We start from the raw sequence: 22,359 nt of genomic DNA, 5'->3' as shown, positions 1-22,359 counted from the left end.
TCCATGTTCTATCGTGAAGCCGGGGATTTTAAGACCTCTTACGTTGATGACAGCCAGACTTTTCCGATCAGCTTTGACCGGTATCGGTATTACTTTGTTCTGTTTGTCGCCTTTGCACTGCTGCCGTTTATGGTCGATGACTATTGGGCCAGCCAGATTTTGGGGCCGTTCCTAGTGTTCTCGATCGCGGCCATCGGGCTGAACATCCTGACCGGGTATTGCGGTCAGGTCAGTTTGGGCACCGGGGCGTTTATGGCGGTGGGGGCTTATAGTTGCTATAAGCTGATGACCGGTGTGGATATCTGGTATCCTGCGGTTTGTGATGGGTCGCGTATTCTGTTTTTCTGGTGCAGCGGACGGGCGGAATATCAGATTTGGTTCCAACTGCCCGAGATAAACATTCTACTCAGCATTCTGCTATCGGGTTTTATCACGGCCTTGGTCGGCGTGTTTTTCGGCCTGCCATCGCTGCGGATCAAGGGGTTTTATCTGGCCGTGGCGACGCTGGCCGCGCAGTTCTTCCTGATTTGGTTGTTTAACAGCGCATCATGGTTCTACAATTTTTCTGCCACAGGTCAGATCACCGCACCCGATACGTTTGTGGCAGGTGTCCAGGTGACAGGGGCTGAAACGCAACCCTGGGCGCTTTACATGGTCTGTCTGGTCTTTGCTTTTGGCTGTGCCTGGATGGCCCGCAATCTGACGCGGGGCAGCATTGGTCGCCGCTGGATGGCCATTCGCGACATGGATATTGCAGCTGAAATCATTGGGGTGAATCCCCTGAAAGCCAAATTGACGGCCTTTGCTGTGTCATCCTTTTTCATTGGGATTGCAGGCGCGCTGTTTTTTGCGGTGGTGTCGGGTACGGCCGAAGCGGGGGATGTTTTTGGCATCCAGACATCTTTCGAAATTCTGTTCATGATCATCATTGGCGGGCTTGGGTCGATCTTTGGGTCATTTGCGGGCGCGGCCTTTATCGTGATCTTGCCCGTTGCACTGCGCGTTATCGGAACCGAGATGTTCGGCTGGCCATCCGAGATTGTTGAGCATTTCCAGTTTGTCATCGTCGGCGCCTTGATCATTATGTTTTTGATCGTCGAGCCGCATGGCCTGGCGCGGCTGTGGCAACTGGCAAAAGAAAAACTACGACTTTGGCCGTTCCCCTATTAGGGTCGGCATAAGACCGGGGACAAACCCGGCATCATCAGAAATCTAAGGGAGGAACCTGAGATGAAAAAAAGACTAGCAACACTGGCTGTCGCAGCGGTTATGGCGGCGGGGCCTGTTATGGCGGATTTGGTCTTTCCGTCGCTGTCCTATCGGACAGGGCCCTATGCGGCGGGCGGTATTCCGTTTGCTGATGGCTACGCGGATTACTTTACATTGCTGAATGAACGCGATGGCGGCATCGGCGGTGTGATGACCCGCGTGATCGAATGTGAAACCGCCTATAACACTGAAAAAGGCACCGAGTGTTACGAGCGTACCAAGGGCGAAGGTGCCCTGGTTTATCAGCCGCTGTCGACTGGCATCACCTATCAGCTGATCCCCAAAACCGCTGCCGATGGCATTCCGCTGCACACGATGGGCTATGGCCGGACCTCGGCCGCGAATGGTAAGGTCTTCAGCAACGTCTTTAACTATCCCGCGAACTATTGGGATGGGGCATCCATTGCGATCAACTATCTGCTGGATCAGAACGGTGGTGATCTGAGCGGTAAGAAAATTGCGCTGGTCTATCATAACTCGGCCTATGGCAAGGAGCCGATCCGGACCCTGAACGAGCTGAGCAACAAGCACGGCTATGAACTGCTGGAAATCGCCGTGGATCATCCGGGGCAAGAACAGAAATCGCAGTGGCTGCGTATCCGTCGTGAACGTCCGGATTACGTGCTGATGTGGGGTTGGGGCGTTATGAACCCGGTTGCCATTCAAGAGGCGGCCAATATCGGCTTCCCGATGGAGAATTTCATCGGCGTCTGGTGGTCGGGTTCAGAAAACGATGTACTGCCAGCCGGGGCCGACGCAGACGGCTATAAGGCGCTGAACATGCACAATGTGGGCGATGACTTCCCGATTTTCGAAGACATCCAGCAGTATGTCGTCGATACCGGCAAGGCCGCGGGTGCGGGCGATCAGATTGGTACAGTGCTGTACAACCGTGGACTATACGCAGCCATGCTGGCGGCCGAAGCTGCCCGGACAGCGCAGGAAATTCACGGTGTTGGGGACATTACGCCGGCCCAGATGCGTGACGGGATGGAAGCATTGGTGATGACCGAAGAACGCATGACTGAATTGGGCATGCCAAATTTCGGACCTGAATTCAGTGTGTCCTGTGAAAACCATGGCGGTTCTGGTCAGGGTAAGGTGCAACAGTGGAATGCCTCGGCTGGTGAGTGGGAAATTCTGACAGATTGGATTACATCCGACAAAGAGGTGATCATGCCGCTGGTCATGGAAGATTCCGAGGCCTTTGCAGCCGAGAACAACATTGAGATGCGCTGTAACTAAGCGCGTTATTCCCCCGGCTGGTCGCAGATGGCTGGCCGGGGGATTTGAGTATTTACGGAACAATAAAGTCGCAGGCCGCGCGTTAACCTTAATGGAGTGTGAAGATGTTGGATGCCGGGCATACGCAAGAGACACTGCTTGAGGTCAACAATATCGAGGTGATCTATAATCACGTGATCCTTGTGTTGAAAGGCGTTAGCCTGACTGTGCCCAAGGGCGGGATTACTGCGCTTTTGGGCGGAAACGGTGCTGGCAAGACAACGACGCTGAAGGCAATCTCGAACCTGCTGCATTCTGAGCGGGGCGAGGTGACCAAAGGCACGATTGAATATCGCGGACAGCGTATCCAGGATTTGTCGCCTTCGGACCTTGTGCAGCGCGGCGTTATTCAAGTGATGGAGGGGCGCCATTGCTTTGAACATCTGACGGTTGAGGAAAACCTGATGACCGGCGCCTATACGCGTAAAGACGGGTCAGCTGCGGTCAGTGCCGATCTTGAGATGGTCTATAGCTATTTTCCGCGGCTGAAAGAGCGGCGAAAATCGCAGGCGGGCTATACCTCGGGTGGAGAACAGCAGATGTGCGCCATCGGGCGTGCTTTGATGAGCCGGCCCGAGACGATTTTGCTGGATGAACCCTCGATGGGTCTGGCCCCGCAACTGGTGGAAGAGATCTTTACGATTGTGAAGAACCTGAACGAAAAAGAGGGCGTCAGTTTTCTGTTGGCAGAACAGAACACTAACGTCGCCCTGCGTTATGCCCATTACGGCTATATTCTGGAAAGTGGGCGGGTTGTTATGGACGGCCCCGCGAAAGAGCTAAGCGAAAATCCCGACGTGAAGGAATTCTATCTGGGTATGAGCGAAGAGGGCCGCAAATCCTATCGTGATGTCCGCAGCTATCGGCGCAGGAAACGCTGGCTGAGCTAAGCTGTTATTGAATAACGGGCCGGTTTGCGCCCTGATCTGACCAAGAGGAGCGACCGGAATGGCGTCATTTTTCGACGAACTTGAAACCCGTAGCGACGATGCAAGGGCGGCTGCGCTGGCAGAAGCTTTGCCAGAGCAAATTGCGCGGGCCAAAGGGTTGGCTGGATTTTCCGGTCTTGCTGGTGTTGACGTGGACCAGATCACAAGCAAACAGGATCTGGCCGCACTGCCGGTTTTGCGCAAATCCGAATTGGGCGAGAAACAGAAGAAAACCGCACCCCTGGGCGGGTTTGCCACGCATCCCGTCACGGGGTTTGCCCATGTATTCCAGTCGCCAGGGCCGCTTTATGAACCTGGCCAGGTTAGCCATGACTGGTGGCGTTTCGGGCGTTTTCTGCATGCGGCGGGGATCGGCGAAAGTGATATCATTCAAAACTGTTTCGGTTATCATCTGACGCCCGCGGGCATGATGTTCGAAAACGGCGCGCGTGCGGTGGGGGCCACAGTTTTGCCCGCCGGAACGGGCCAAACCGAATTGCAGGCGCAAGCGGCGCAGGCAATTGGGGTGACGGCTTATGCCGGGACGCCTGATTACCTAAAAGTCATTCTGGAAAAGGCCGATGAACTGGGGTTGTCGCTGAACATCACCAAAGCGGCCGTCAGCGGTGGGGCGCTTTTCCCCTCGCTGCGTCAGTTCTATGCCGACCGTGGGATCACTTGCCTGCAGTGCTACGCCACCGCCGATCTGGGTCATATCGCCTATGAAAGCCCGGCGATGGAGGGGATGATCGTCGACGAAGGTGTGATCGTGGAAATCGTTACACCCGGCACGGGTGATCCAGTGGCTGAAGGCGAGGTGGGCGAAGTTGTAGTTACCTCGCTGAACCCTGACTATCCGCTGATCCGCTTTGCGACCGGCGATATGAGTGCGGTGATGCCCAGGCAAAGCCCTTGTGGCCGGACGAATATGCGGATCAAGGGCTGGATGGGCCGGGCCGATCAGACGACCAAGATCAAGGGTATGTTCGTGCGACCGGAACAGGTCGCGGCCCTTGTCGCAAAGCATGATGAGGTCACGCGCGCCCGCGTCATTACCACGCGGGACGGTGAAACAGATGTGATGACCGTTCATATCGAAAGCCCCACGGGTGATGCGGCGGTCTATGCGGCCTCGGTCCAGGATGTCTTGAAACTTCGCGGGCGTGTGAAGGTTGTGCCAACGGGCACATTGCCCAAGGACGGCATCGTCATCGAAGATCAGCGAAGTTACGACGACTAGGTTAGGAGTTCCCATGAAGCTGTTTTATGCATTTCTGTTAACTGTCATAGCGACCCCTGCGGTGTCAGATATTGCACTGGTGATTGGGAACAGAAGTTATGACGAGGCGCCGCGCGTTTCAGACGCCTCGCGGGTGCGGGACACCGTGGCGATACTGCAGGAAGACGGCTTTCAGGTCTTTGATGGCCGCGATATGACAGCGGAACAGATGCAAAATCTGGCGGGTGAATGGCTGACCGAGGTGAACGAGGGCAGCCCTGATCGTATCTTTGTTTTGCTGGCCGGTCATGTCGTGATGCGTGATGATCGGCCCTATCTTTTGGGTGTTGCCGCGGATGAACTATCGGCCTTCAGTCTGGGCCGGGATGCTTTGCCCATTACACCTTTGCTGCGGGTCATGTCCGACAATCCGGGACGCGCTGTCTTTATGCTGTCGCCATCGGATGATGCGCCGACCGGGCCGGGGTTGGTGGGCGCGTATCAAGGGATCGAAGATGTACCCCAAGGCATTGCCATTGCGGATGGTGATATGCGTGGGCTGAATTCGGTGCTTGAGACTTTGCTTGAGGGGCGCAGCTATCGCGACATGGCGGTCACTTCGCCGCGTGGTGTTTCCTTCCGCGGGTTTCTGGGCAGCAGCGGTAATTTTTCTGGTGCCGAGCAAAGCGATGGTGATGCGACAGGTTCGGTTGAGCAGGGATATTGGCGCGCGATCCAGGATCTGGATACCCAGGATGGATATCGCGCGTATCTGCGGGCTTATCCCAGGGGGCAATATGCGGATGACGCGAACCGTCAGATCATCGCACTTCGGGATGAACCCGAACGCGCTGCGCGTGAAACTGAAGACGATCTGGAACTTTCGCGGGATGATCGCCGTCAGATCCAGCGCGATTTGACTCTGCTTGAGTACAACACCCGCGGCATCGATGGAATTTTCGGGCCCGGGACGCGGGGTGCTTTGACCGCCTGGCAACGCGAGAATGGGTATGAAGATACTGGATTTATCTCTCGCCCACAGATCGTCGCCTTGCGGGAACAGGCCCGAGCCCGCGCTGCGGTGCTTGAGGAAGAGGCCCGCGTCCGTAGGGAAGAACAGGAACGTGAAGATCGCGCTTACTGGCAGGAAACAGGCGACAGCGGGGACGAGGAAGACCTGCGCGCCTATCTTGAACGCTATCCTGACGGTCTGTTTTCGGACGAGGCCAAAGAGCAACTGGAAGAATACGAGGCCGAAAAGCGTGCCACGGCCGAGGTTGCCGAGCGTGAATTCTGGGATGAGGTGAAAGAGCGCAATACGATTGATGCCTACCGCGATTATCTGCGGCGTTATCCTGATGGGCTGTTTGTTCCTGCGGCGCAGGCTGCGATCACAGAATTGGAACAGGGCAGTCGCAATGAGGCCGAAGTTGATCGCGCCTGGCAAGAGGAGCGCAATATCGTCCGCGGTCAGATCGCCAGACTGTTGGCCGAGCAGGCGCTGGCCGCCAACGGTACTGATCCGGGGCGTATTGACGGGGAATTCACCGACAAAACGCGTCGTGCCATCCGTGATTTTCAGCGCAACCGCAACCTGCCGGTCACTGGCTATATCTCACAGGATACGGCTGTTCAGTTGTTGGGCGGGCGTTAGGCGTAGGCGATGTAAAGCAGTATGATGCCAAGGATGACGCGGTAAATCACATAGGGTGTGAAGCTGACACTGCGCAAAAGCCGCATCATCAAGCTAAGGGCAAGCAGCGCGGATAGAAAGGCAAAGACGGCGGCAATAACGCTATCCAGGGCCAATGCCGCGTTTGCATCGCGAATGACGTCGATGCTAAGCAGAACGCCGCTGGCAATGATCGTCGGGATCGACATTAGCATAGCGATCCGTGCTGCGTCTTCGCGATTGTACCCCAAGGCCCGCGCACCTGTAATGGTCGCACCAGAACGAGACGTGCCCGGGATCAAAGCAATCGCCTGCCACAGCCCCATGATGACAGCGTCTTTCAGTGACCAGTCCTGGGCTATCTTTGTTGTGGGGCCTTTTTGATCGGCCCAATACAGGATGATGCCGAACACCAGCATCGTCCAACCAATCACCGCCGTCGATCGCAGCATATCTGTCAAATCCGCGATATGCAGGATAAAGCCGAAGATGATCACCGGGATCGTGGCGATCAACAACAAAAACGCCAGCTTCGCGCCCGGCGTATCGGCACGACCCCGCACAAGCCGCGGCAGACCACCGATCGCGACTTTTACATCGCGCCAGAAATACAGTATAACTGCGAATAATGTGCCAATGTGGACTGCGGCATCGATTGTCTGTCCCTGATCCTCAAGCCCGGTCAGATTCGGCAAAAGAATCAGGTGGCCCGACGATGAAATGGGCAAAAATTCAGTAAGACCCTGAATAATCGCAACTAAAAAAATATGAAAAAGCGACATCAACTTGCCATTTGGTTTCTTTTGATGAATAATAAGTTATTGATATAAAAAGAAAAGATAAAATATGTATCATATATACTGACCTAAATATACATATGAGGCCTAAAGAAAGTTCATCTTGACTGAAAAATTCTTCATTTAGGTCAGTATAATTTACTTTTATTTTAATCTGATCTTCCGTAAACAGTCTTTACTGCCAAAAAGCGGAGGATGTTGTGGCGCAGCAGAAGATGTTGAAATTCGTGGATGTTGAGCGCGAAATGCCTGAAAAGCGTCCACCTGATCTGCGCAAGCAGGATTTTGACGAGATTTATGGTGAATATGCGCGGGAAAAAGCGGCTGAGCAGGCCGGGCGCTGCAGTCAGTGTGGTGTGCCCTATTGCCAGACGCATTGTCCGTTGCACAACAACATTCCCGACTGGCTGCGTCTGACGGCTGAAGGTCGGTTGCAAGAGGCCTATGAGCTCAGCCAGGCCACCAATACTTTCCCTGAGATTTGCGGGCGCATCTGCCCTCAGGACCGGTTGTGCGAAGGCAATTGCGTGATCGAACAATCGGGCCACGGCACCGTCACCATTGGCAGCGTTGAGAAATATATCACCGACACCGCCTGGGAACAGGGATGGGTCAAGCCAATACAGCCGCACCAGGAACGCCCTGAATCTGTTGGCATAATCGGCGCGGGGCCGGGTGGTTTGGCGGCAGCCGATGTGCTGCGCCGCAAGGGATTTCAGGTGGTTGTTTATGATCGTTATGACCGCGCGGGCGGTCTGATGACCTATGGCATCCCCGGTTTTAAGCTGGAAAAAGATGTCGTGATGAAACGCATCGACCAGCTTGAACAGGGCGGTGTTGAATTCGTGCTGAACTGCAATGTTGGCGATGACATCAGCTTTGAGGATATTCGCAGCAAACATAATGCGGTGCTGATCGCGACGGGCGTCTATAAGTCCCGTGATCTGCAGGCCCCTGGTGTCGGGGCGCAAGGTATTGTTCGCGCTATAGATTTTCTGACCGCCAGCAATCGCAAAAGCTTTGGCGATGATGTGCCAGAGTTTGACAGCGGCGAGTTGAATGCAGAAGGCAAGCGCGTCGTTGTGATCGGCGGCGGGGATACGGCGATGGACTGTGTGCGCACGTCGGTCCGGCAGGGTGCAAAAAGCGTTAAGTGCTTGTACCGCCGTGATAAAACGAACATGCCGGGATCGCAGCGCGAGGTGAATAATGCCGAAGAAGAGGGCGTCGAATTCGTCTGGCTAAGCGCGCCCAAAGGCTTCACCGGTGATACCGTCGATGGTGTCATGGTGCAAAAGATGCGCCTGGGCTCGCCCGATGCAACAGGTCGCCAAGCCCCTGAAATCATTGAAGGGTCTGATTATGTTGAGGAGGCGGACCTGGTCATCAAGGCCCTTGGGTTCGAACCCGAAGAGCTACCAGCGCTTTGGAATGTCCCCGAACTTGAGGTGACGCGTTGGGGCACGATCAAGGCCGATTTTCAGACCCATGCCACAAACCTGCCCGGCGTCTATGCTGTGGGCGATATCGTGCGGGGCGCAAGTCTGGTGGTCTGGGCCATCCGCGACGGGCGCGAGGCGGCTGACGCCATTATGAATTATATTAACGGCACAAGGTCCATCGCCGCAGAATAGAAATCCTTCGCCGCGAAAGCCGCCAGATTTGTTACAATTCGTACGTTTCATAGGTGCCTTTTGTACAAATCAAAACGTACAAAACAGCGGGTTTCGGGGTGAATGGCGGCTAAAACGTACGGAATTTAGGCTTTCACAATAAGTCTTACCCGGACGGTCAGAAAGATGAATAGGACAGGACTGCTGTCTGAACGAAATGTTAAGGAAAGAACAAAAGCTGATGCGGTTGTTTGGTATTTCACTGGGGATCATGATGGGTCTGGCATCGCCCGCCGCGACGCAGTCTTTTGATGTGCCCGCTGGATGCCAGGGCTTTCTGACCGTTCAGCAGCAGGTATGCCGGGTAAAGCATTACTTCACCTGCGAAGGCGACCCCGAAGGCCATCGCCACATCCATACCCATACCGCTGACGGTCTGATCCAGCACATGGTCATTGATAGCCATTTTAACTGGGTGCTGGTCGATTTTGTCGGACATGCCCGCCGGTTTGAGGTGCCGAACAATGTTGTGGGCAACGATAGCCTGTCGATCCTGCAGCGTGATGGCATCTATCGTTTTGATGATCCGCTTTATGATGTGATGGGCGATCAGCGGCACGCGGTCCGTTGGATCGGTGCCAATGAGCTGACGGGCCAATCGCGTATTATCGACGGTGTACAGATGCTTGAGGTGACTCATTTGAGCGATTTCTACGATGCCTCGGGCGCAATTTACGCGCATTATGATGCGGTTCAGTTGCTTTGGCCGGAATACGGGTTGTTCCTGTCATGGTCATGGGTGGATCAGGGCAGTGGCGAGATGCTGTTTGATCGGCCCATCGATCTGATTTTTCCAGGCGAACCGGGCTTTGACCAGGCCACGCCCCGCTATGGGTGTGACGCGCTGATGTCGGGGCTTGATCAGCCGGATCATGCGCCTTTTCGACACGTTGCAGAGTTTGTTTCGGCTGGTGCCAAACCCCGTGTTATGACGGCCATACCCACGCTTGGCCCGGCACCGACGGGCGCTTCATTTATAACAGGTGATCAATGAAAAAACTCTTCTGGTTTCTGACCTTGGCTTTTGTGCCATTTGTACCGGTTTCAGCGCAGCAATTCACTCCGCCTGCTGGCTGTGATGCGCATCTGACCATTCAGTATCGCGGGTGTCTGATGAATAACATCTGGACATGTGAGGCCGACAGCCCCGGCGATAAGTGGATGGCCTTGTTTACGTCGGATGGGCCCCGTCGCGTGCGGCGCGTGGATAGCGAATTTCAGTGGCTTGAGACGTATTATGTCAATCCGGCCGCTACGGAACTGATGCAAAACCCTGCGCCTGATCCGGCGTCGCTGGCCGAGCTGTTTGAGACGAGCTACGACACCTATGATTTTGTCAAATCGATCAAGGGCGATGCCACGCGCCAGCCCCTGCGGTATGTTGGCTATGATCGTCTGACCGGTGAAGAGACGGTGATCGATGGCGAGAGGTTGCTGAACACGGAATATTCCTATTCGGTTTCGTTACCCAATGGCGATGTCATTCAGACCCGCGGTGGTCGGCAGTATGTTCACCCAGAAGAGCGTATCTTTCTGTTTGGCACGTCCCAGAACGCCGATGGCAGCGACCGTACGGATCACACTCCGGTTGAGTTTATTCGCCCCGGCGAACCCGGGTTTTTCGCAACGCGGCCGCGGTACGACTGCGATGCCCTGATGTCGCACTACATTCCGCAGGGGGATTAGGTCATGACAAAGACAGGTGGATGTTTGTGTGGCGCGGTCCGGTATGAGCTGGCGAACGAGCCGACCAGTTATGGTGCCTGCCACTGCGGAATGTGCCGCAAGTTTTCGGGCGGGATTGAATTGGGCCTGCAGGTCATGCCGGGCGGTGTGACCTGGACGGGCGAAGAGGCGATCCAGACCTATCAGTCGTCAGAATGGGCCGAGCGAGGGTTCTGCAAAATCTGCGGATCCAGCCTGTTTTGGCGCTTGACGGCGCCTGGTCCGATGCAGGGCATGCTAAGCCTGTCGGCTGGGACTTTGGACGGCCTCGAGGGGCTGGAATTCAACGTCGAAGTCTACATCGACCAGAAACAGGGCGCACATGAATTTGCGGGTGACCGCAAACGGATGACCGAAGCTGACGTTCTGGCGATGGTCGGGGGCAGTGCGTGATCGAAGCGGTTTGTTTGAACAGATAAAAGGTTCCCGCTGCACCCTTAGTGCGGCGGTTGGAAAGAAGGAAGAATGCCATGACCAAATATGATGCAAACTGGGCTGCGGCTGAGGAAGCGAAGCGCAAGTGGTTGGCTGAAAACGGGCTTTATGCCGAGGCGGACGAACATTCGTCTTGTGGCGTTGGGCTGGTTGTGTCGGTCGATGGCAAGCCAAGTCGTAAGGTCGTGGAAAACGGGATCACTGCGCTGAAGGCTGTGTGGCACCGCGGGGCTGTGGATGCGGATGGCAAAACTGGTGACGGTGCGGGCATTCATGTGCAGATCCCTGTTGAGTTCTTCTACGATCAGATCCGCCGCACGGGCCATGAACCCGATATGAACAACCTGATTGCCGTCGGTCAGGTCTTTCTGCCCCGCACGGATTTCGGCGCGCAAGAAACCTGCCGCACGATTGTCGAGGCCGAAGTGCTGCGCATGGGGTATTACATCTATGGCTGGCGGCATGTGCCTGTGGATGTCAGTGTTCTGGGCGACAAGGCCAATGCCACGCGGCCCGAGATCGAACAGATCATCATAAATAACTCGAAAGGGGTTGATGAGGAAACATTCGAGCGAGAGCTTTATGTGATCCGCCGCCGGATCGAAAAAGCCGCCGCCGCTGCAGGTGTGCGCGAACTTTATATCTGTTCCCTGTCCTGCCGGTCGATGATCTACAAGGGCATGATGCTGGCGCAGGATGTGGCCGAGTTTTACCCCGATCTGAAAGATGACCGCTTTGAGAGCGCCTTTGCGATCTATCACCAGCGGTATTCGACGAACACTTTCCCGCAGTGGTGGCTGGCGCAGCCGTTCCGGATGCTGGCCCACAATGGTGAGATTAATACGCTGAAGGGCAACCTGAACTGGATGAAAAGCCACGAAATCCGCATGGCCTCCAGCTATTTCGGGGACATGGCCGAAGACATCAAACCGATTGTGGCGCAGGGGTCGTCGGACTCGGCGGCGCTGGATTCGGTCTTTGAGGTTCTGGTGCGCGCGGGGCGCTCGGCCCCCATGGCGAAAACAATGCTGGTGCCGGAAAGCTGGTCGAAGCAGGCGGTGGAGCTGCCGCAGGCCTGGCGGGACATGTATTCCTACTGCAACAGCGTGATGGAGCCCTGGGACGGCCCCGCGGCGCTGGCCATGACCGATGGGCGTTGGGTTTGCGCCGGCTTGGATCGGAACGGTTTGCGCCCGATGCGCTATGTGGTGACGGGCGATGGGCTGATGATTGCCGGGTCCGAGGCCGGGATGGTGCCCGTGGACGATGCGATTGTCGTCGAAAAAGGCGCGCTTGGGCCCGGCCAGCTGATCGCCGTTGACATGAAAAAGGGCCTGTTGTTCCACGACAGCGAAATCAAGGACAAATTGGCGCGTGCCCTGCCCTTTGGCGACTGGGTCGGCAAGATCAATGAATTGGACGACAAGCTGGCCGCGGTGACCGAACGGCCGATGTTTACGGGGGGTGAGCTGCGCAAGCGTCAGATCGCGGCGGGCTATACCATTGAAGAGCTTGAACAAATCCTGGCCCCCATGGCCGAGGACGCGAAAGAGGCGCTGGCGTCCATGGGCGATGACACGCCCTCGGCCGTGCTGTCGGAAAAGTACCGCCCGCTGAGCCATTTCTTCCGCCAGAACTTTAGCCAGGTCACAAACCCGCCGATCGACAGCCTGCGCGAATACCGGGTGATGAGCCTGAAGACACGGTTCGGAAACCTGAAAAATGTGCTGGACGAAGACAGCAGCCAGACCGAAATTCTGGTTCTGGACAGCCCTTTTGTGGCCAACGCGCAATTTGATGAACTGACGGCCAGTTTCAACGCGCCGATGGTCGAAATTGACTGTACCTTTGGCGCTGATGAAGGGCCTGAGGCGCTGCGCAAAGGTTTGGCGCGTATCCGGGCCGAGGCTGAAGATGCGGTCAGGTCTGGTGCCGGGCACGTCACTCTGACGGATCAGCATCAGGGCGAAAATCGTGTAGCAATGCCGATGATCCTGGCGACATCAGCCGTGCATTCCTGGTTGACACGCAAGGGTTTGCGGACGTTCTGCAGCATTAATGTGCGGTCGGCCGAGTGCATTGATCCGCATTACTTTGCGGTGCTGATCGGGTGTGGGGCGACTGTGGTAAATGCCTATCTGGCCGAAGATTCTATTGCGGACCGGATTGAACGCGGTTTGTTGGATTGTTCTCTGACCGAGGCGATGCAGCGCTATCGCCATGCGATTGATCAGGGCCTGCTGAAAATCATGGCCAAGATGGGGATTTCGGTTGTGTCGTCCTATCGCGGGGGGCTGAATTTCGAAGCCGTGGGTCTAAGCCGTGCGATGGTCGCGGAATATTTCCCCGGTATGCAGTCGCGGATTTCGGGGATCGGAACGGCTGGCATTCAGCGCAAACTGGAAGACGTGCACGCCAAAGGCTGGCGCGGTGGCGCGGATGTGCTGCCTATCGGCGGGTTCTACAAGGCGCGTCGTACGGGCGAAAAACACGCCTGGGAAGCGCAAACAATGCATATGATGCAGGCGGCCTGTAATCGGGCAAGTTATGAGCTTTGGAAGCAGTATTCGGCCAAGATGCGGTCGAACCCGCCCATTCATCTGCGTGATCTATTGGATATCAAACCGCTGGCGAACGCTATTCCGATTGAAGAGGTGGAAAGCATTACATCGATCCGCAAGCGTTTTGTGACGCCGGGGATGTCGCTGGGTGCGTTGTCGCCCGAGGCACATAAGACGTTGAATGTTGCGATGAACCGAATCGGCGCCAAGTCCGACAGTGGAGAAGGCGGGGAAGATCCGGCGCATTTCGTGCCGGAGCCCAACGGTGACAATCCCAGTGCGAAGATCAAGCAGGTTGCCAGTGGCCGGTTCGGTGTGACGGCCGAGTATCTGAACCACTGTGAAGAGCTTGAGATCAAGGTGGCCCAGGGTGCCAAACCCGGCGAGGGCGGTCAATTACCGGGGATGAAAGTCACCGATCTGATCGCGCGATTGCGGCATTCGACCAAGGGTGTGACGCTGATCAGCCCGCCACCGCACCATGACATCTACTCGATCGAGGATCTGGCGCAGCTGATCTATGATCTGAAACAGATCAACCCGCGCTGTAAGGTGACGGTCAAGCTGGTCGCCGCCAGTGGCGTGGGCACGATTGCTGCCGGTGTGGCGAAGGCCAAGGCGGATGTGATCCTGATTTCTGGCCATAATGGCGGGACGGGCGCGTCGCCTGCGACCTCGATCAAATACGCCGGGTTGCCATGGGAAATGGGCCTGACCGAGGCGCATCAGGTGCTTAGTATGAACAACCTGAGGGGTCGTGTGACCCTGCGCACCGACGGTGGGTTGCGCACGGGTCGTGACATTGTGATGGCTGCGATGATGGGGGCCGAGGAATACGGCATCGGCACCGCCGCCCTGATCGCGATGGGCTGCATTATGGTGCGTCAGTGTCAGTCAAACACCTGCCCTGTGGGTGTCTGTACGCAGGATGAAAGCCTGCGCGCCAAGTTCACAGGCAATGCAGATAAAGTAGTGAATCTGATCACATTCTATGCGCAGGAGGTACGTGAGATTTTGGCCAGTATCGGTGCGCGGTCGCTGGATGAGGTGATCGGGCGGGCGGATCTGCTGTCTCAGGTCAGTCGAGGATCGGCACATCTGGATGATCTGGATCTGAACCCGCTATTGATCACCATCAATGGGGCCAAAGATGTGGTTTATGACATGGTCAAGCCACGTAATGAGGTACCCGATACGCTGGACGCTGAAATCGTGAAGGATGCGGCGCGGTTCCTGAACGATGGCGAAAAGATGCAGCTGCAGTATGCGGTGCAGAACACGCTGCGGACCATCGGCACGCGCACCTCAAGCCATATCGTCAAGAACTTTGGGATGCGTAATGCGCTGCAGCCCGATCACCTGACGGTTAAACTGAACGGCTCGGCCGGGCAGTCGCTTGGGGCCTTTGCAGCACCTGGCCTGAAGTTGGAGGTCGTGGGCGACGCTAACGACTATGTCGGCAAGGGTCTGTCGGGGGGCACGATTGTGGTGCGCCCGTCGATGTCTAGCCCGCTGAAAGCGGATGAGAATACGATCATCGGCAACACGGTGCTTTATGGTGCAACCGATGGGTATCTGTTTGCAGCCGGTCGCGCGGGCGAACGTTTTGCCGTGCGGAATTCAGGCGCCAAGGTCGTGATTGAGGGCTGCGGTGCCTGTGGGTGTGAATACATGACGGGTGGTGTCGCGGTGATCCTTGGCAGCATCGGGGCGAACTTCGGGGCCGGGATGACGGGTGGTATGGCCTATCTGTACGATCCCGATGGCAAGGCGCCGGACATGATGAACATGGAAACGCTTGTGATCTGTCCTGTCACCATGGAACACTGGGAAATGCAGCTGAAAGAGTTGATCGAGCGCCATGCTGATGAAACTGGCAGTATGAAGGCAAAAGATATTCTGCAGAACTGGGATATCGAAAAGGACAACTTCCTGCAGGTTTGCCCGAAAGAGATGCTGGTCCACCTAACTGTGCCTTTGTCGCAAGAGTTGGGGGCGGTTCCTGCCGAATAGACGAATGTATTCTTGACGGTTTTGTTTAAAGCCATAGGACTATGGCGATGACAGACTTGACAACACTTAGACCCAAGCGCAAATCGCGGGGCGGAAGACGGACAAAAGCGGGTTACAACAGCACGCCGCTTTTATTGCGCCCTATTCTATGGCTTTGGCGTCTGACCTGGCAGGTAACGTTTTATGCTGTATTGCTTGTTTTGGCCGTCGTTGGCTTGTTCAGCTTTGTTGACCCACCGTCGACTATCTATATGAACGAAGAAGCTCAGCGATTGGGAAACCTGAAACACGAATGGGTTCCGATTGAGCGTATATCGCCGGTCATGGCGCGATCGGTTGTAGCGGCTGAGGATGCAAATTACTGTTTGCATTGGGGATTTGATGTCGATGCGATCCGCGACGTAATTGCAGAAGGCGGTCGCCGCGGGGCCTCGACCATCAGCCAGCAGGTCGTCAAAAATGTCTTTTTGTGGCATGATCGCAGTTGGACCCGAAAGGGGCTAGAGGCGCTGTTGACTCCGGTGGTTGAGGCAATGTGGTCCAAACAACGGATCGTCGAGGTCTATCTGAATGTCGCGGAATTCGACGAAGGTGTCTTTGGCGTTCAGGCGGCGGCACGTCATTATTTTGGGGTCGATGCTGATCAGCTTTCTGCAACACAGGCCGCACGTCTGGCAGCGATTCTGCCCAGCCCCAAACGTCGTTCGGCCTCTCGTCCGTCAGGGTTTGTGCAGCAAAGAACCTCTCAGATTGTCAGCGGAGCGGCCGCGATCCGCGCTGATGGGCGTGCGGATTGCTTCCAAGGTTGAAAATGTGGCAATTCCAAGGCATTGAGATCAAAACAGACCGAGCAGAATACAAATGAACCGCCTTTTTCACGTACCGCTTTCCCCCTTTTGTCGGAAAGTTCGCCTATGTTTGGCTGAAAAGAAGATCGAAGTCGAACTGGTCGAAGAGCGATATTGGGAGCAAGACCCAGAATTTATGCGCCGTAATCCTGCGGGTAAGGTGCCGATCTTAAAGATGAACGGACGCATGATGCCCGAAAGCGGCGCCATCTGCGAATTGATAGAAGATTTGTATCCCGACCCGCCGCTTTTCCCGCGAAAGCCGGAAGACAAGTATGAAGTCCGCAGACTGGTTGCCTGGTTTGATGATAAGTTTCATCAAGAAGTCACCAGCAAGCTGCTTTATGAGCGTGTGAATAAAAAGATCACCAAGCAGGGTTATCCTGACAGCAAGAACGTAAAGGAAGGTGCCAAGGCCATCAAATATCACCTTGATTATATGTCCTGGCTGTTGGATCAGCGGCGCTGGCTGGCTGGCAATGCGATGACGCTGGCGGATTTTGCGGCGGCGGCACATTTGTCGTCGTTGGATTATATTTCGGATGTGGACTGGAACCGGTCTGAAAATGTGCGCGATTGGTACGCCAAGATCAAATCGCGGCCGGCTTTCCGTGGTCTTCTGGCCGATCACATCGCGGGCTTTCCTCCTCCGTCGCATTATGCCGACCTCGACTTCTGATCTGAAGACGCGACTGATTGATTTTGCAAATCAGGCTGGTTTTGCAAAACTGGGCATTTGCCGCCCTGACGCGGTACCTGACATCGCAAACAGGTTGGATGACTTTGTTGCACAGGGTCGGCATGGTCAGATGACCTGGATGGCGGAGCGTATGCATTGGCGTGGCAGCCCGGCGGCGCTGTGGCCCGAGGCACGGTCAGTCATTATGCTGGCAGAACCTTACACGCCTGACCATGATCCGCTTGAGGTGCTGCAGCAGAAAGATCGTGCCGCCATCAGCGTTTATGCGCAAAATCGCGACTATCATGACGTTGTCAAAAAGCGTTTGAAACGCGTGGGACGCTGGCTGTTGGATCAGGCAGACGGTCAGATCAAAGTTTTTGTCGATACCGCGCCTGTGATGGAAAAACCACTTGCGCAGGCCGCTGGTTTGGGATGGCAGGGGAAGCATACGAATTTGCTGAGCCGTGATCTGGGGAACTGGTTTTTTCTGGGGGCGATTTTCACGACGATCGATTTTCCGGTTGATACAGCGGGCGTTGAAAACTGCGGCAGCTGCACGGCCTGTCTGGATATTTGTCCAACGAATGCCTTCCCCGCACCGTTTCAGTTGGATGCGCGACGTTGCATTTCTTATCTGACCATTGAACATAAAGGGCCTGTCGATCCGCAGCTGCGCCCTTTGCTGGGCAACCGGATATATGGCTGCGACGATTGTCTGGCGATTTGCCCCTGGAACAAGTTCGCGGTGACGTCGCAGGAAATCAAGTACAAGGCCCGCCCCGATTTGCTGTCGCCGCGCTTGGCGGAGTTGGTGGTTCTGGACGATGCTGGTTTTCGGGCGCTTTTTTCGGGATCCCCCATCAAGCGGATCGGCCGGGATCGTTTTGTGCGCAATATCTTGTATGCCATTGGAAACTCTGGCGATGTGTCCTTGCTGCCTGCTGCAAAGAAGCTGTTGAATGATCCTGACCCGGCTGTTTCTGATGCAGCCCGATGGGCCGTCGAACAGCTTTCAGCGATATGAGGTCTAAAAAACCTGGTGGTTGTATGTTATATAAATCGCATCACTTTGGGAGGAGACAGCATGGCCAAGCATATTCTGGATCAGGACCACGGCGGCAATGACACGCTTCGTGTGCAGCAGTTTCTTAAGCTTGAGCGTCGCAAGGCGACATCATCCATTGTACGAAAACTGCGCCAACGCCCGCGGACACGACAGCAGTTACACGTGCAAAAATATCTTCGGATCGCACGGGGTGAACTAGCCTGAATATAGCGCGATAGCTGTGATTGGCCGTCCGCCTGGGCGGCCTTTTTAATGTTGTTATTTCGGATCGCCATGCCATCTTGTGCCGAAAGAAAGGGCATATGATGGATACCCACAAAGAAAAAATGCAAAAGCTGCAGGCCGCGCAGAAAAAGAAAACGTCCGAGGCTGTCGATCCCGGTCGGGGTCTGGTTCTGGTGCACACGGGCAATGGCAAAGGCAAGTCCAGTTCGGCGTTTGGTGTGATTGCGCGGGCGCTGGGCTGGGGGCAAAAAGTGGCTGTTGTTCAATTCATCAAGGGCAAGTGGATCACGGGCGAGCGTCAGTTTTTCAAGAAGTTCCCGGATGAATTAACCTGGCTTACGATGGGCGATGGTTTTACGTGGGATACCCAGGACAAGGATCAGGATACCAAAGCGGCCGTGGCAGCCTTTGATCATGCCATCCAGATGATGGAAAGTGGTGATTTTGACCTGATCGTTCTGGATGAAATCAATATCGCCCTGCGGTATGACTATCTGGATGTGCAAGCTGTTTTGGATGGATTGAAACAGCGTTCGGATCGGACAAGTGTGATCCTGACGGGGCGTGATGCCAAGTCTGAACTTTGCGATTACGCTGATCTTGTCAGTGAGATGCGTGAAGTCAAACACCCGTTTCAGGTTGGTATCAAAGCGCAACGCGGTGTGGATTTCTGATATCGGCAGACCAGCATATCTGCCGATCTGCCGATCGTTAGCTGAAGTAACTTCGAACCAGACTGCCTGCAATCAGGCTCCAACCGTCTGCGACGACAAAGAACGCCAGTTTGAATGGCAACGACACGATCGCGGGCGGCACCATCATCATACCCATCGACATCAGTACGGCCGCGACAACTAGATCGATGATCAGGAATGGCAGGAAAATCAGGAACCCGATTTTGAACGCGCGTTCGATTTCAGACAACAGGAACGACGGTACCATCAGCGACAAGGGCGATTCTTCGCTAAGCGTTGGGTCGGATTGCGGCCTTAGGTCGGCGAAGGTTGCATAGATATCAGGGTCGACACGCGCCGCCATGAAGACGCGAAACGGCTCCATGGTTCTTATAAAGGCTTCCTCGATCTCGATTTCCTGATTGGTCAAAGGTTCGATCCCGTTGACGTAAGCCTCCATGAAGACGGGCTCCATCACGAAGTAAGTTAGAAACAGGGCCAGACTGACGATCAGCATGTTTGGTGGGGATTGCTGCAGCCCGATCGCCTGCCGCAGAATGGCCAAGACCGTGACCATAAACGGAAAACAGGTGATCATGATCGCCAAGCCTGGCACCAGGCTAAGCACGGTGATCAACGCAAAAAGCTGGATCGCCCGCCCAGAAAGAGAGCCATCGTCGCCGAGCGAGATTGAGATATCCTGTGCCGAAGCGGGCGCCGCCAGGGCGAGCGCCATCAGCAGGACAATGGGCAGAAGTCGTGTCATTCCAAACCGTTTTTCATATCAGCGACTTCGGTTAAGCGAACGGCAAGTTGACCGGCGCGTTTGCCGTCCAACTCCTCAAGCACACCCCGTGCGATCAGCCGGTCACCGATGAACAATTCGACCGGGTCGTCAACGGCGCGGTCCAAAGGCAGGACCGAGTTGGGCGACAGATCCAAAAGCTCTTTGACCTTCGGCCGCGCTGTTCCGACCGAGATCGTGATTTCGATAGGGACCTGAGTGAAAGGGCTGGCGGATGGGTCTTCAGGCGATTGGGTGTTGAGATCGGTCATTTTGCGTATCCTCTTGTGACAGCGTGAAAAAATCTTCTACCAGCTGTCGAATTTTGTGGGTTGTATGATCCATGTCGATGTGTTGGGCCGTGCTGCCGTGCTGGATGAATGCCTGCCCGACGCTGAGCGAGGCATCGGCAAAAACCGTTAGTGGGAAAGGCTGCGTTTCTGGGATCATGGATTCTAGCTGGGGTAGATTTTCTTCTGCTACCGCGATGTGCATCGGGGCATCGACCGTACCGTTTGCCGCTTTCATGATCTGATCTACGATCATCGGCAAAAGACTGTCTTGCGCGATTTTCGGCAGAACAGCTGCGGTCATCTCACGAAAGACGGGTTCCAGTGTTTTCAGGATGTGGCTGCGGGCCTCGTGATAGGTAAAGCTGAGATCCTGCAAATTTTGTGCAAACTCAGCCGTTATGCGGGTGCGTGCATCGTCGGCACTTTTTTCCGCATCTGCCCATCCCGCTTTGTAACCATTTTCGAAAGCATCCAGCTTTGCTTCTTCCAATTCGGTTTCGGACACCACATTTGGCTGTGGTTCGGGTACGCCAAAATCTTCCAACTCAAGAAGCGCCGTCATCAGGCTTTCTCCTCTTCATCTTCCATCCATTTGCGAAGGATTTCGACGGTCTCATCCTGACGTTCATCGATCAGGTTACGCAGACGGGCGACGGGATCATTGTTCAGATTTGGCAAGGGTTCGAAATCGCTGCCCATGTCGTTGGCGACCGGAAAGTCGAAACTGGGCGGGGTGGACATGACGGGCATGTCATCGTCGCCTGCAATTTCACCATCTAATGAAGGTAAGCCCGGCGGTTCGGTATCAAAGGCAGGTGAGGGTGGCGCCAATTCGGGTACCGCCGGTGCGGGTCTGGCCAACAGAATGGGCCGCACCACGAAAAGGCCCAAAAGCAGTGTGACCAAAGCCAGAACTACCAACTGAATCAACGTCATGACGTTCAGATTAAAGCCGGACAGCATGGATTGCTGGGCAGTGGTTCCAAGTTCGGCCAAGGGCTCAAACGCCATGGATTTGATCGTGATGACGTCGCCGCGCGCTTCACTGAAGCCGACAGCAGATGCGACCAGTTCGCGAAGGGCCTCAAGCTCGACATCGGGGCGGGGCTGGAAAACCTGTTCACCGGTATCACTGGTTTGCGCAATGCCATCGACAAGGACCGCAACGGTCAGCCGCTTGATCGCACCCGGCGCGCGCAGCACCTCACGCTGTGTTTCCGAGACCTCATAATTAATGCGTTCGCGGGTTTCCGAGTTCTGGCTGGAGTTGCTGCCCTGTTGCGCATTGGCCTCGCCGTCCGGCAGGTTTGAGGCCACTGTTACGGTCCCGCCTGATTGACCGCTGGCGGTGTTGGTCCGCTCTTCCGTATCGGTGCTGATTGCCACCCGGCTTTCGGGATCAAAGCGACGTTCGACAATCGATTCCCGGTCTGTCACCGTTTCAAGGCTAACCTCAACGATCGCGTTTCCTGCGCCAACACGGGCGGCCAGTAGGCGTTCAACGCTCTGTTTCAGGGCCGCCGCCCGATCCAAATCCGACCCGCTTGGTGCACTGGGTTCGTCGGGGGCTCCGATCAGATTTCCCTGCCCGTCAATCACCGAGACATTCTCGGGTGCCAGACCGGCAACCGCTGACGAAACTAGAAACCGCAGCGCATTGGCCTGTGCTGCGCTGATCGTGCCGTTGGATGATGTCACCCAGACCGAGGCGGTCGGATTGATATTTCGTGCAAATGGTTGCGCGCTGGGGCTGGAGATATGGACCCGGGCGCTTTTGATATTGGGACTGGCAATGATCGTTCTGGCCAATTCGCCTTCCTTGGCGCGCCAATATGCAGCGTCAAACATCTGCGATGTCGTGCCGAACCCCGAAAGTGAATCAAGCAATTCGTAGCCCGCCCCACCCGTTGCAGGAAGACCCTCGCTTGCAAGCGACATTCTAAGGATGTCACGCTGCGCGCTATCGACATAAATTGCATCTCCACGCACTTCATAAGGGACACTACGGGCTTCAAGCGCGGTAATCACTTCGCCGGATGCAGATGTCTCAAGACCTGAATAGAGTAAAGACATCGACGGATTGGTTGCCACACGCGACAACGCAAGAACGGTGACAAACATGGCAACCGTCGCAATGGCAACCACCATGCGACGTCGATTGTCTAATCCTCTCCAGACAGCTTGGATTTGCTGCAAGACGAAACTCCCTT

The 22,359-nt window shown here is 55.5% G+C and carries 20 protein-coding genes; 15 read left to right on the top strand and 5 right to left on the bottom strand.

Going from position 1 to position 22,359, the window contains the following annotated elements:
* Positions 1-3 precede the first annotated feature (3 nt).
* The 5 genes from H7848_RS04000 (at position 4) to H7848_RS03980 (ending at position 6,355) form a co-directional block, all read left to right on the top strand.
* Positions 4-1,170 (top strand): branched-chain amino acid ABC transporter permease, encoded by a 1,167-nt coding sequence (locus tag H7848_RS04000; RefSeq protein WP_208348189.1) that lies wholly within the window; start codon positions 4-6, stop codon positions 1,168-1,170.
* Positions 1,171-1,230: 60 nt separating this feature from the next.
* Complete coding sequence (locus H7848_RS03995) at positions 1,231-2,514, top strand: ABC transporter substrate-binding protein (protein ID WP_208348187.1); 1,284 nt, start codon at positions 1,231-1,233, stop codon at positions 2,512-2,514.
* Positions 2,515-2,618: 104 nt separating this feature from the next.
* A complete protein-coding gene (locus tag H7848_RS03990; protein ID WP_208348185.1) occupies positions 2,619-3,443 on the top strand; it encodes an ABC transporter ATP-binding protein in 825 nt (274 codons plus the stop codon).
* A 58-nt stretch (positions 3,444-3,501) separates the two neighbouring features.
* Complete coding sequence (locus H7848_RS03985; RefSeq protein WP_208348184.1) at positions 3,502-4,722, top strand: phenylacetate--CoA ligase family protein; 1,221 nt, start codon at positions 3,502-3,504, stop codon at positions 4,720-4,722.
* A 13-nt stretch (positions 4,723-4,735) separates the two neighbouring features.
* Positions 4,736-6,355, top strand: coding sequence for a peptidoglycan-binding domain-containing protein (locus tag H7848_RS03980; protein ID WP_208348181.1), 1,620 nt, complete (start codon positions 4,736-4,738; stop codon positions 6,353-6,355).
* Here the strand turns inward: H7848_RS03980 and H7848_RS03975 are convergent.
* The gene (locus H7848_RS03975) at positions 6,352-7,155 is read right to left on the bottom strand and encodes an undecaprenyl-diphosphate phosphatase (RefSeq protein ID WP_208348177.1); all 804 of its coding nucleotides are present in this window, start codon (positions 7,153-7,155) and stop codon (positions 6,352-6,354) included. The two genes, H7848_RS03980 and H7848_RS03975, sit on opposite strands and share 4 nt — an antisense overlap.
* A gap of 215 nt (positions 7,156-7,370) precedes the next feature.
* Here H7848_RS03975 and H7848_RS03970 point away from each other — a divergent pair, with 215 nt between their 5' ends.
* The 10 genes from H7848_RS03970 to cobO all read left to right on the top strand — a co-directional run bounded on the left by H7848_RS03970 (position 7,371) and on the right by cobO (position 19,072).
* On the top strand, positions 7,371-8,804 hold the full coding sequence (locus H7848_RS03970) for an NAD(P)-dependent oxidoreductase (RefSeq protein WP_208348174.1): 1,434 nt from the start codon (positions 7,371-7,373) through the stop codon (positions 8,802-8,804).
* A gap of 196 nt (positions 8,805-9,000) precedes the next feature.
* The gene (locus tag H7848_RS03965; protein WP_208348172.1) at positions 9,001-9,837 is read left to right on the top strand and encodes a hypothetical protein; all 837 of its coding nucleotides are present in this window, start codon (positions 9,001-9,003) and stop codon (positions 9,835-9,837) included.
* The gene (locus H7848_RS03960; RefSeq protein ID WP_208348170.1) at positions 9,834-10,529 is read left to right on the top strand and encodes a hypothetical protein; all 696 of its coding nucleotides are present in this window, start codon (positions 9,834-9,836) and stop codon (positions 10,527-10,529) included. The genes H7848_RS03965 and H7848_RS03960 overlap by 4 nt, the downstream gene beginning before the upstream one ends.
* 3 nt (positions 10,530-10,532) lie before the next feature.
* Positions 10,533-10,961 carry a GFA family protein gene (locus H7848_RS03955; RefSeq protein ID WP_208348168.1) on the top strand — a complete coding sequence of 143 codons (429 nt, stop codon included), beginning with the start codon at positions 10,533-10,535 and terminating at the stop codon, positions 10,959-10,961.
* A 77-nt stretch (positions 10,962-11,038) separates the two neighbouring features.
* Entirely contained in the window at positions 11,039-15,577 is a 4,539-nt protein-coding gene (gltB, locus tag H7848_RS03950) for a glutamate synthase large subunit (RefSeq protein WP_208348167.1), read from the top strand.
* A 41-nt stretch (positions 15,578-15,618) separates the two neighbouring features.
* On the top strand, positions 15,619-16,386 hold the full coding sequence (gene mtgA / locus H7848_RS03945; protein WP_419555490.1) for a monofunctional biosynthetic peptidoglycan transglycosylase: 768 nt from the start codon (positions 15,619-15,621) through the stop codon (positions 16,384-16,386).
* Between the two features lie 52 nt (positions 16,387-16,438).
* Positions 16,439-17,104: an FtsZ-binding protein FzlA gene (fzlA, locus tag H7848_RS03940; protein WP_208348164.1), complete on the top strand. Its 666-nt coding sequence runs from the start codon at positions 16,439-16,441 to the stop codon at positions 17,102-17,104.
* The gene (queG, locus tag H7848_RS03935; protein ID WP_208348163.1) at positions 17,085-18,131 is read left to right on the top strand and encodes a tRNA epoxyqueuosine(34) reductase QueG; all 1,047 of its coding nucleotides are present in this window, start codon (positions 17,085-17,087) and stop codon (positions 18,129-18,131) included. Before fzlA ends, queG begins: the two co-directional genes overlap by 20 nt.
* 60 nt (positions 18,132-18,191) lie before the next feature.
* Complete coding sequence (locus H7848_RS03930) at positions 18,192-18,377, top strand: hypothetical protein (protein WP_208348162.1); 186 nt, start codon at positions 18,192-18,194, stop codon at positions 18,375-18,377.
* A 101-nt stretch (positions 18,378-18,478) separates the two neighbouring features.
* Positions 18,479-19,072, top strand: a complete 594-nt coding sequence (gene cobO, locus H7848_RS03925; RefSeq protein ID WP_237072563.1) for a cob(I)yrinic acid a,c-diamide adenosyltransferase — start codon at positions 18,479-18,481, stop codon at positions 19,070-19,072.
* Between the two features lie 37 nt (positions 19,073-19,109).
* Here the strand turns inward: cobO and fliP are convergent, their stop codons facing one another.
* Genes fliP through fliF form a run of 4 tightly spaced genes read right to left on the bottom strand, consistent with a single transcriptional unit; the run spans position 19,110 to position 22,345 of the window.
* On the bottom strand, positions 19,110-19,838 hold the full coding sequence (fliP, locus tag H7848_RS03920; RefSeq protein ID WP_208348158.1) for a flagellar type III secretion system pore protein FliP: 729 nt from the start codon (positions 19,836-19,838) through the stop codon (positions 19,110-19,112).
* Positions 19,835-20,128 (bottom strand): FliM/FliN family flagellar motor switch protein, encoded by a 294-nt coding sequence (locus H7848_RS03915; protein WP_208348156.1) that lies wholly within the window; start codon positions 20,126-20,128, stop codon positions 19,835-19,837. The genes fliP and H7848_RS03915 overlap by 4 nt, the downstream gene beginning before the upstream one ends.
* Entirely contained in the window at positions 20,100-20,711 is a 612-nt protein-coding gene (locus H7848_RS03910; protein ID WP_208348153.1) for a FliH/SctL family protein, read from the bottom strand. Before H7848_RS03910 ends, H7848_RS03915 begins: the two co-directional genes overlap by 29 nt.
* Complete coding sequence (gene fliF, locus H7848_RS03905; protein WP_208348149.1) at positions 20,711-22,345, bottom strand: flagellar basal-body MS-ring/collar protein FliF; 1,635 nt, start codon at positions 22,343-22,345, stop codon at positions 20,711-20,713. Before fliF ends, H7848_RS03910 begins: the two co-directional genes overlap by 1 nt.
* Positions 22,346-22,359: the final 14 nt, after the last annotated feature.

The organism is Pseudaestuariivita rosea, from assembly GCF_017592335.1.
GTDB lineage: Bacteria > Pseudomonadota > Alphaproteobacteria > Rhodobacterales > Rhodobacteraceae > Parasulfitobacter > Parasulfitobacter rosea.
This window is presented reverse-complemented; position numbering and strand designations above follow the sequence as displayed.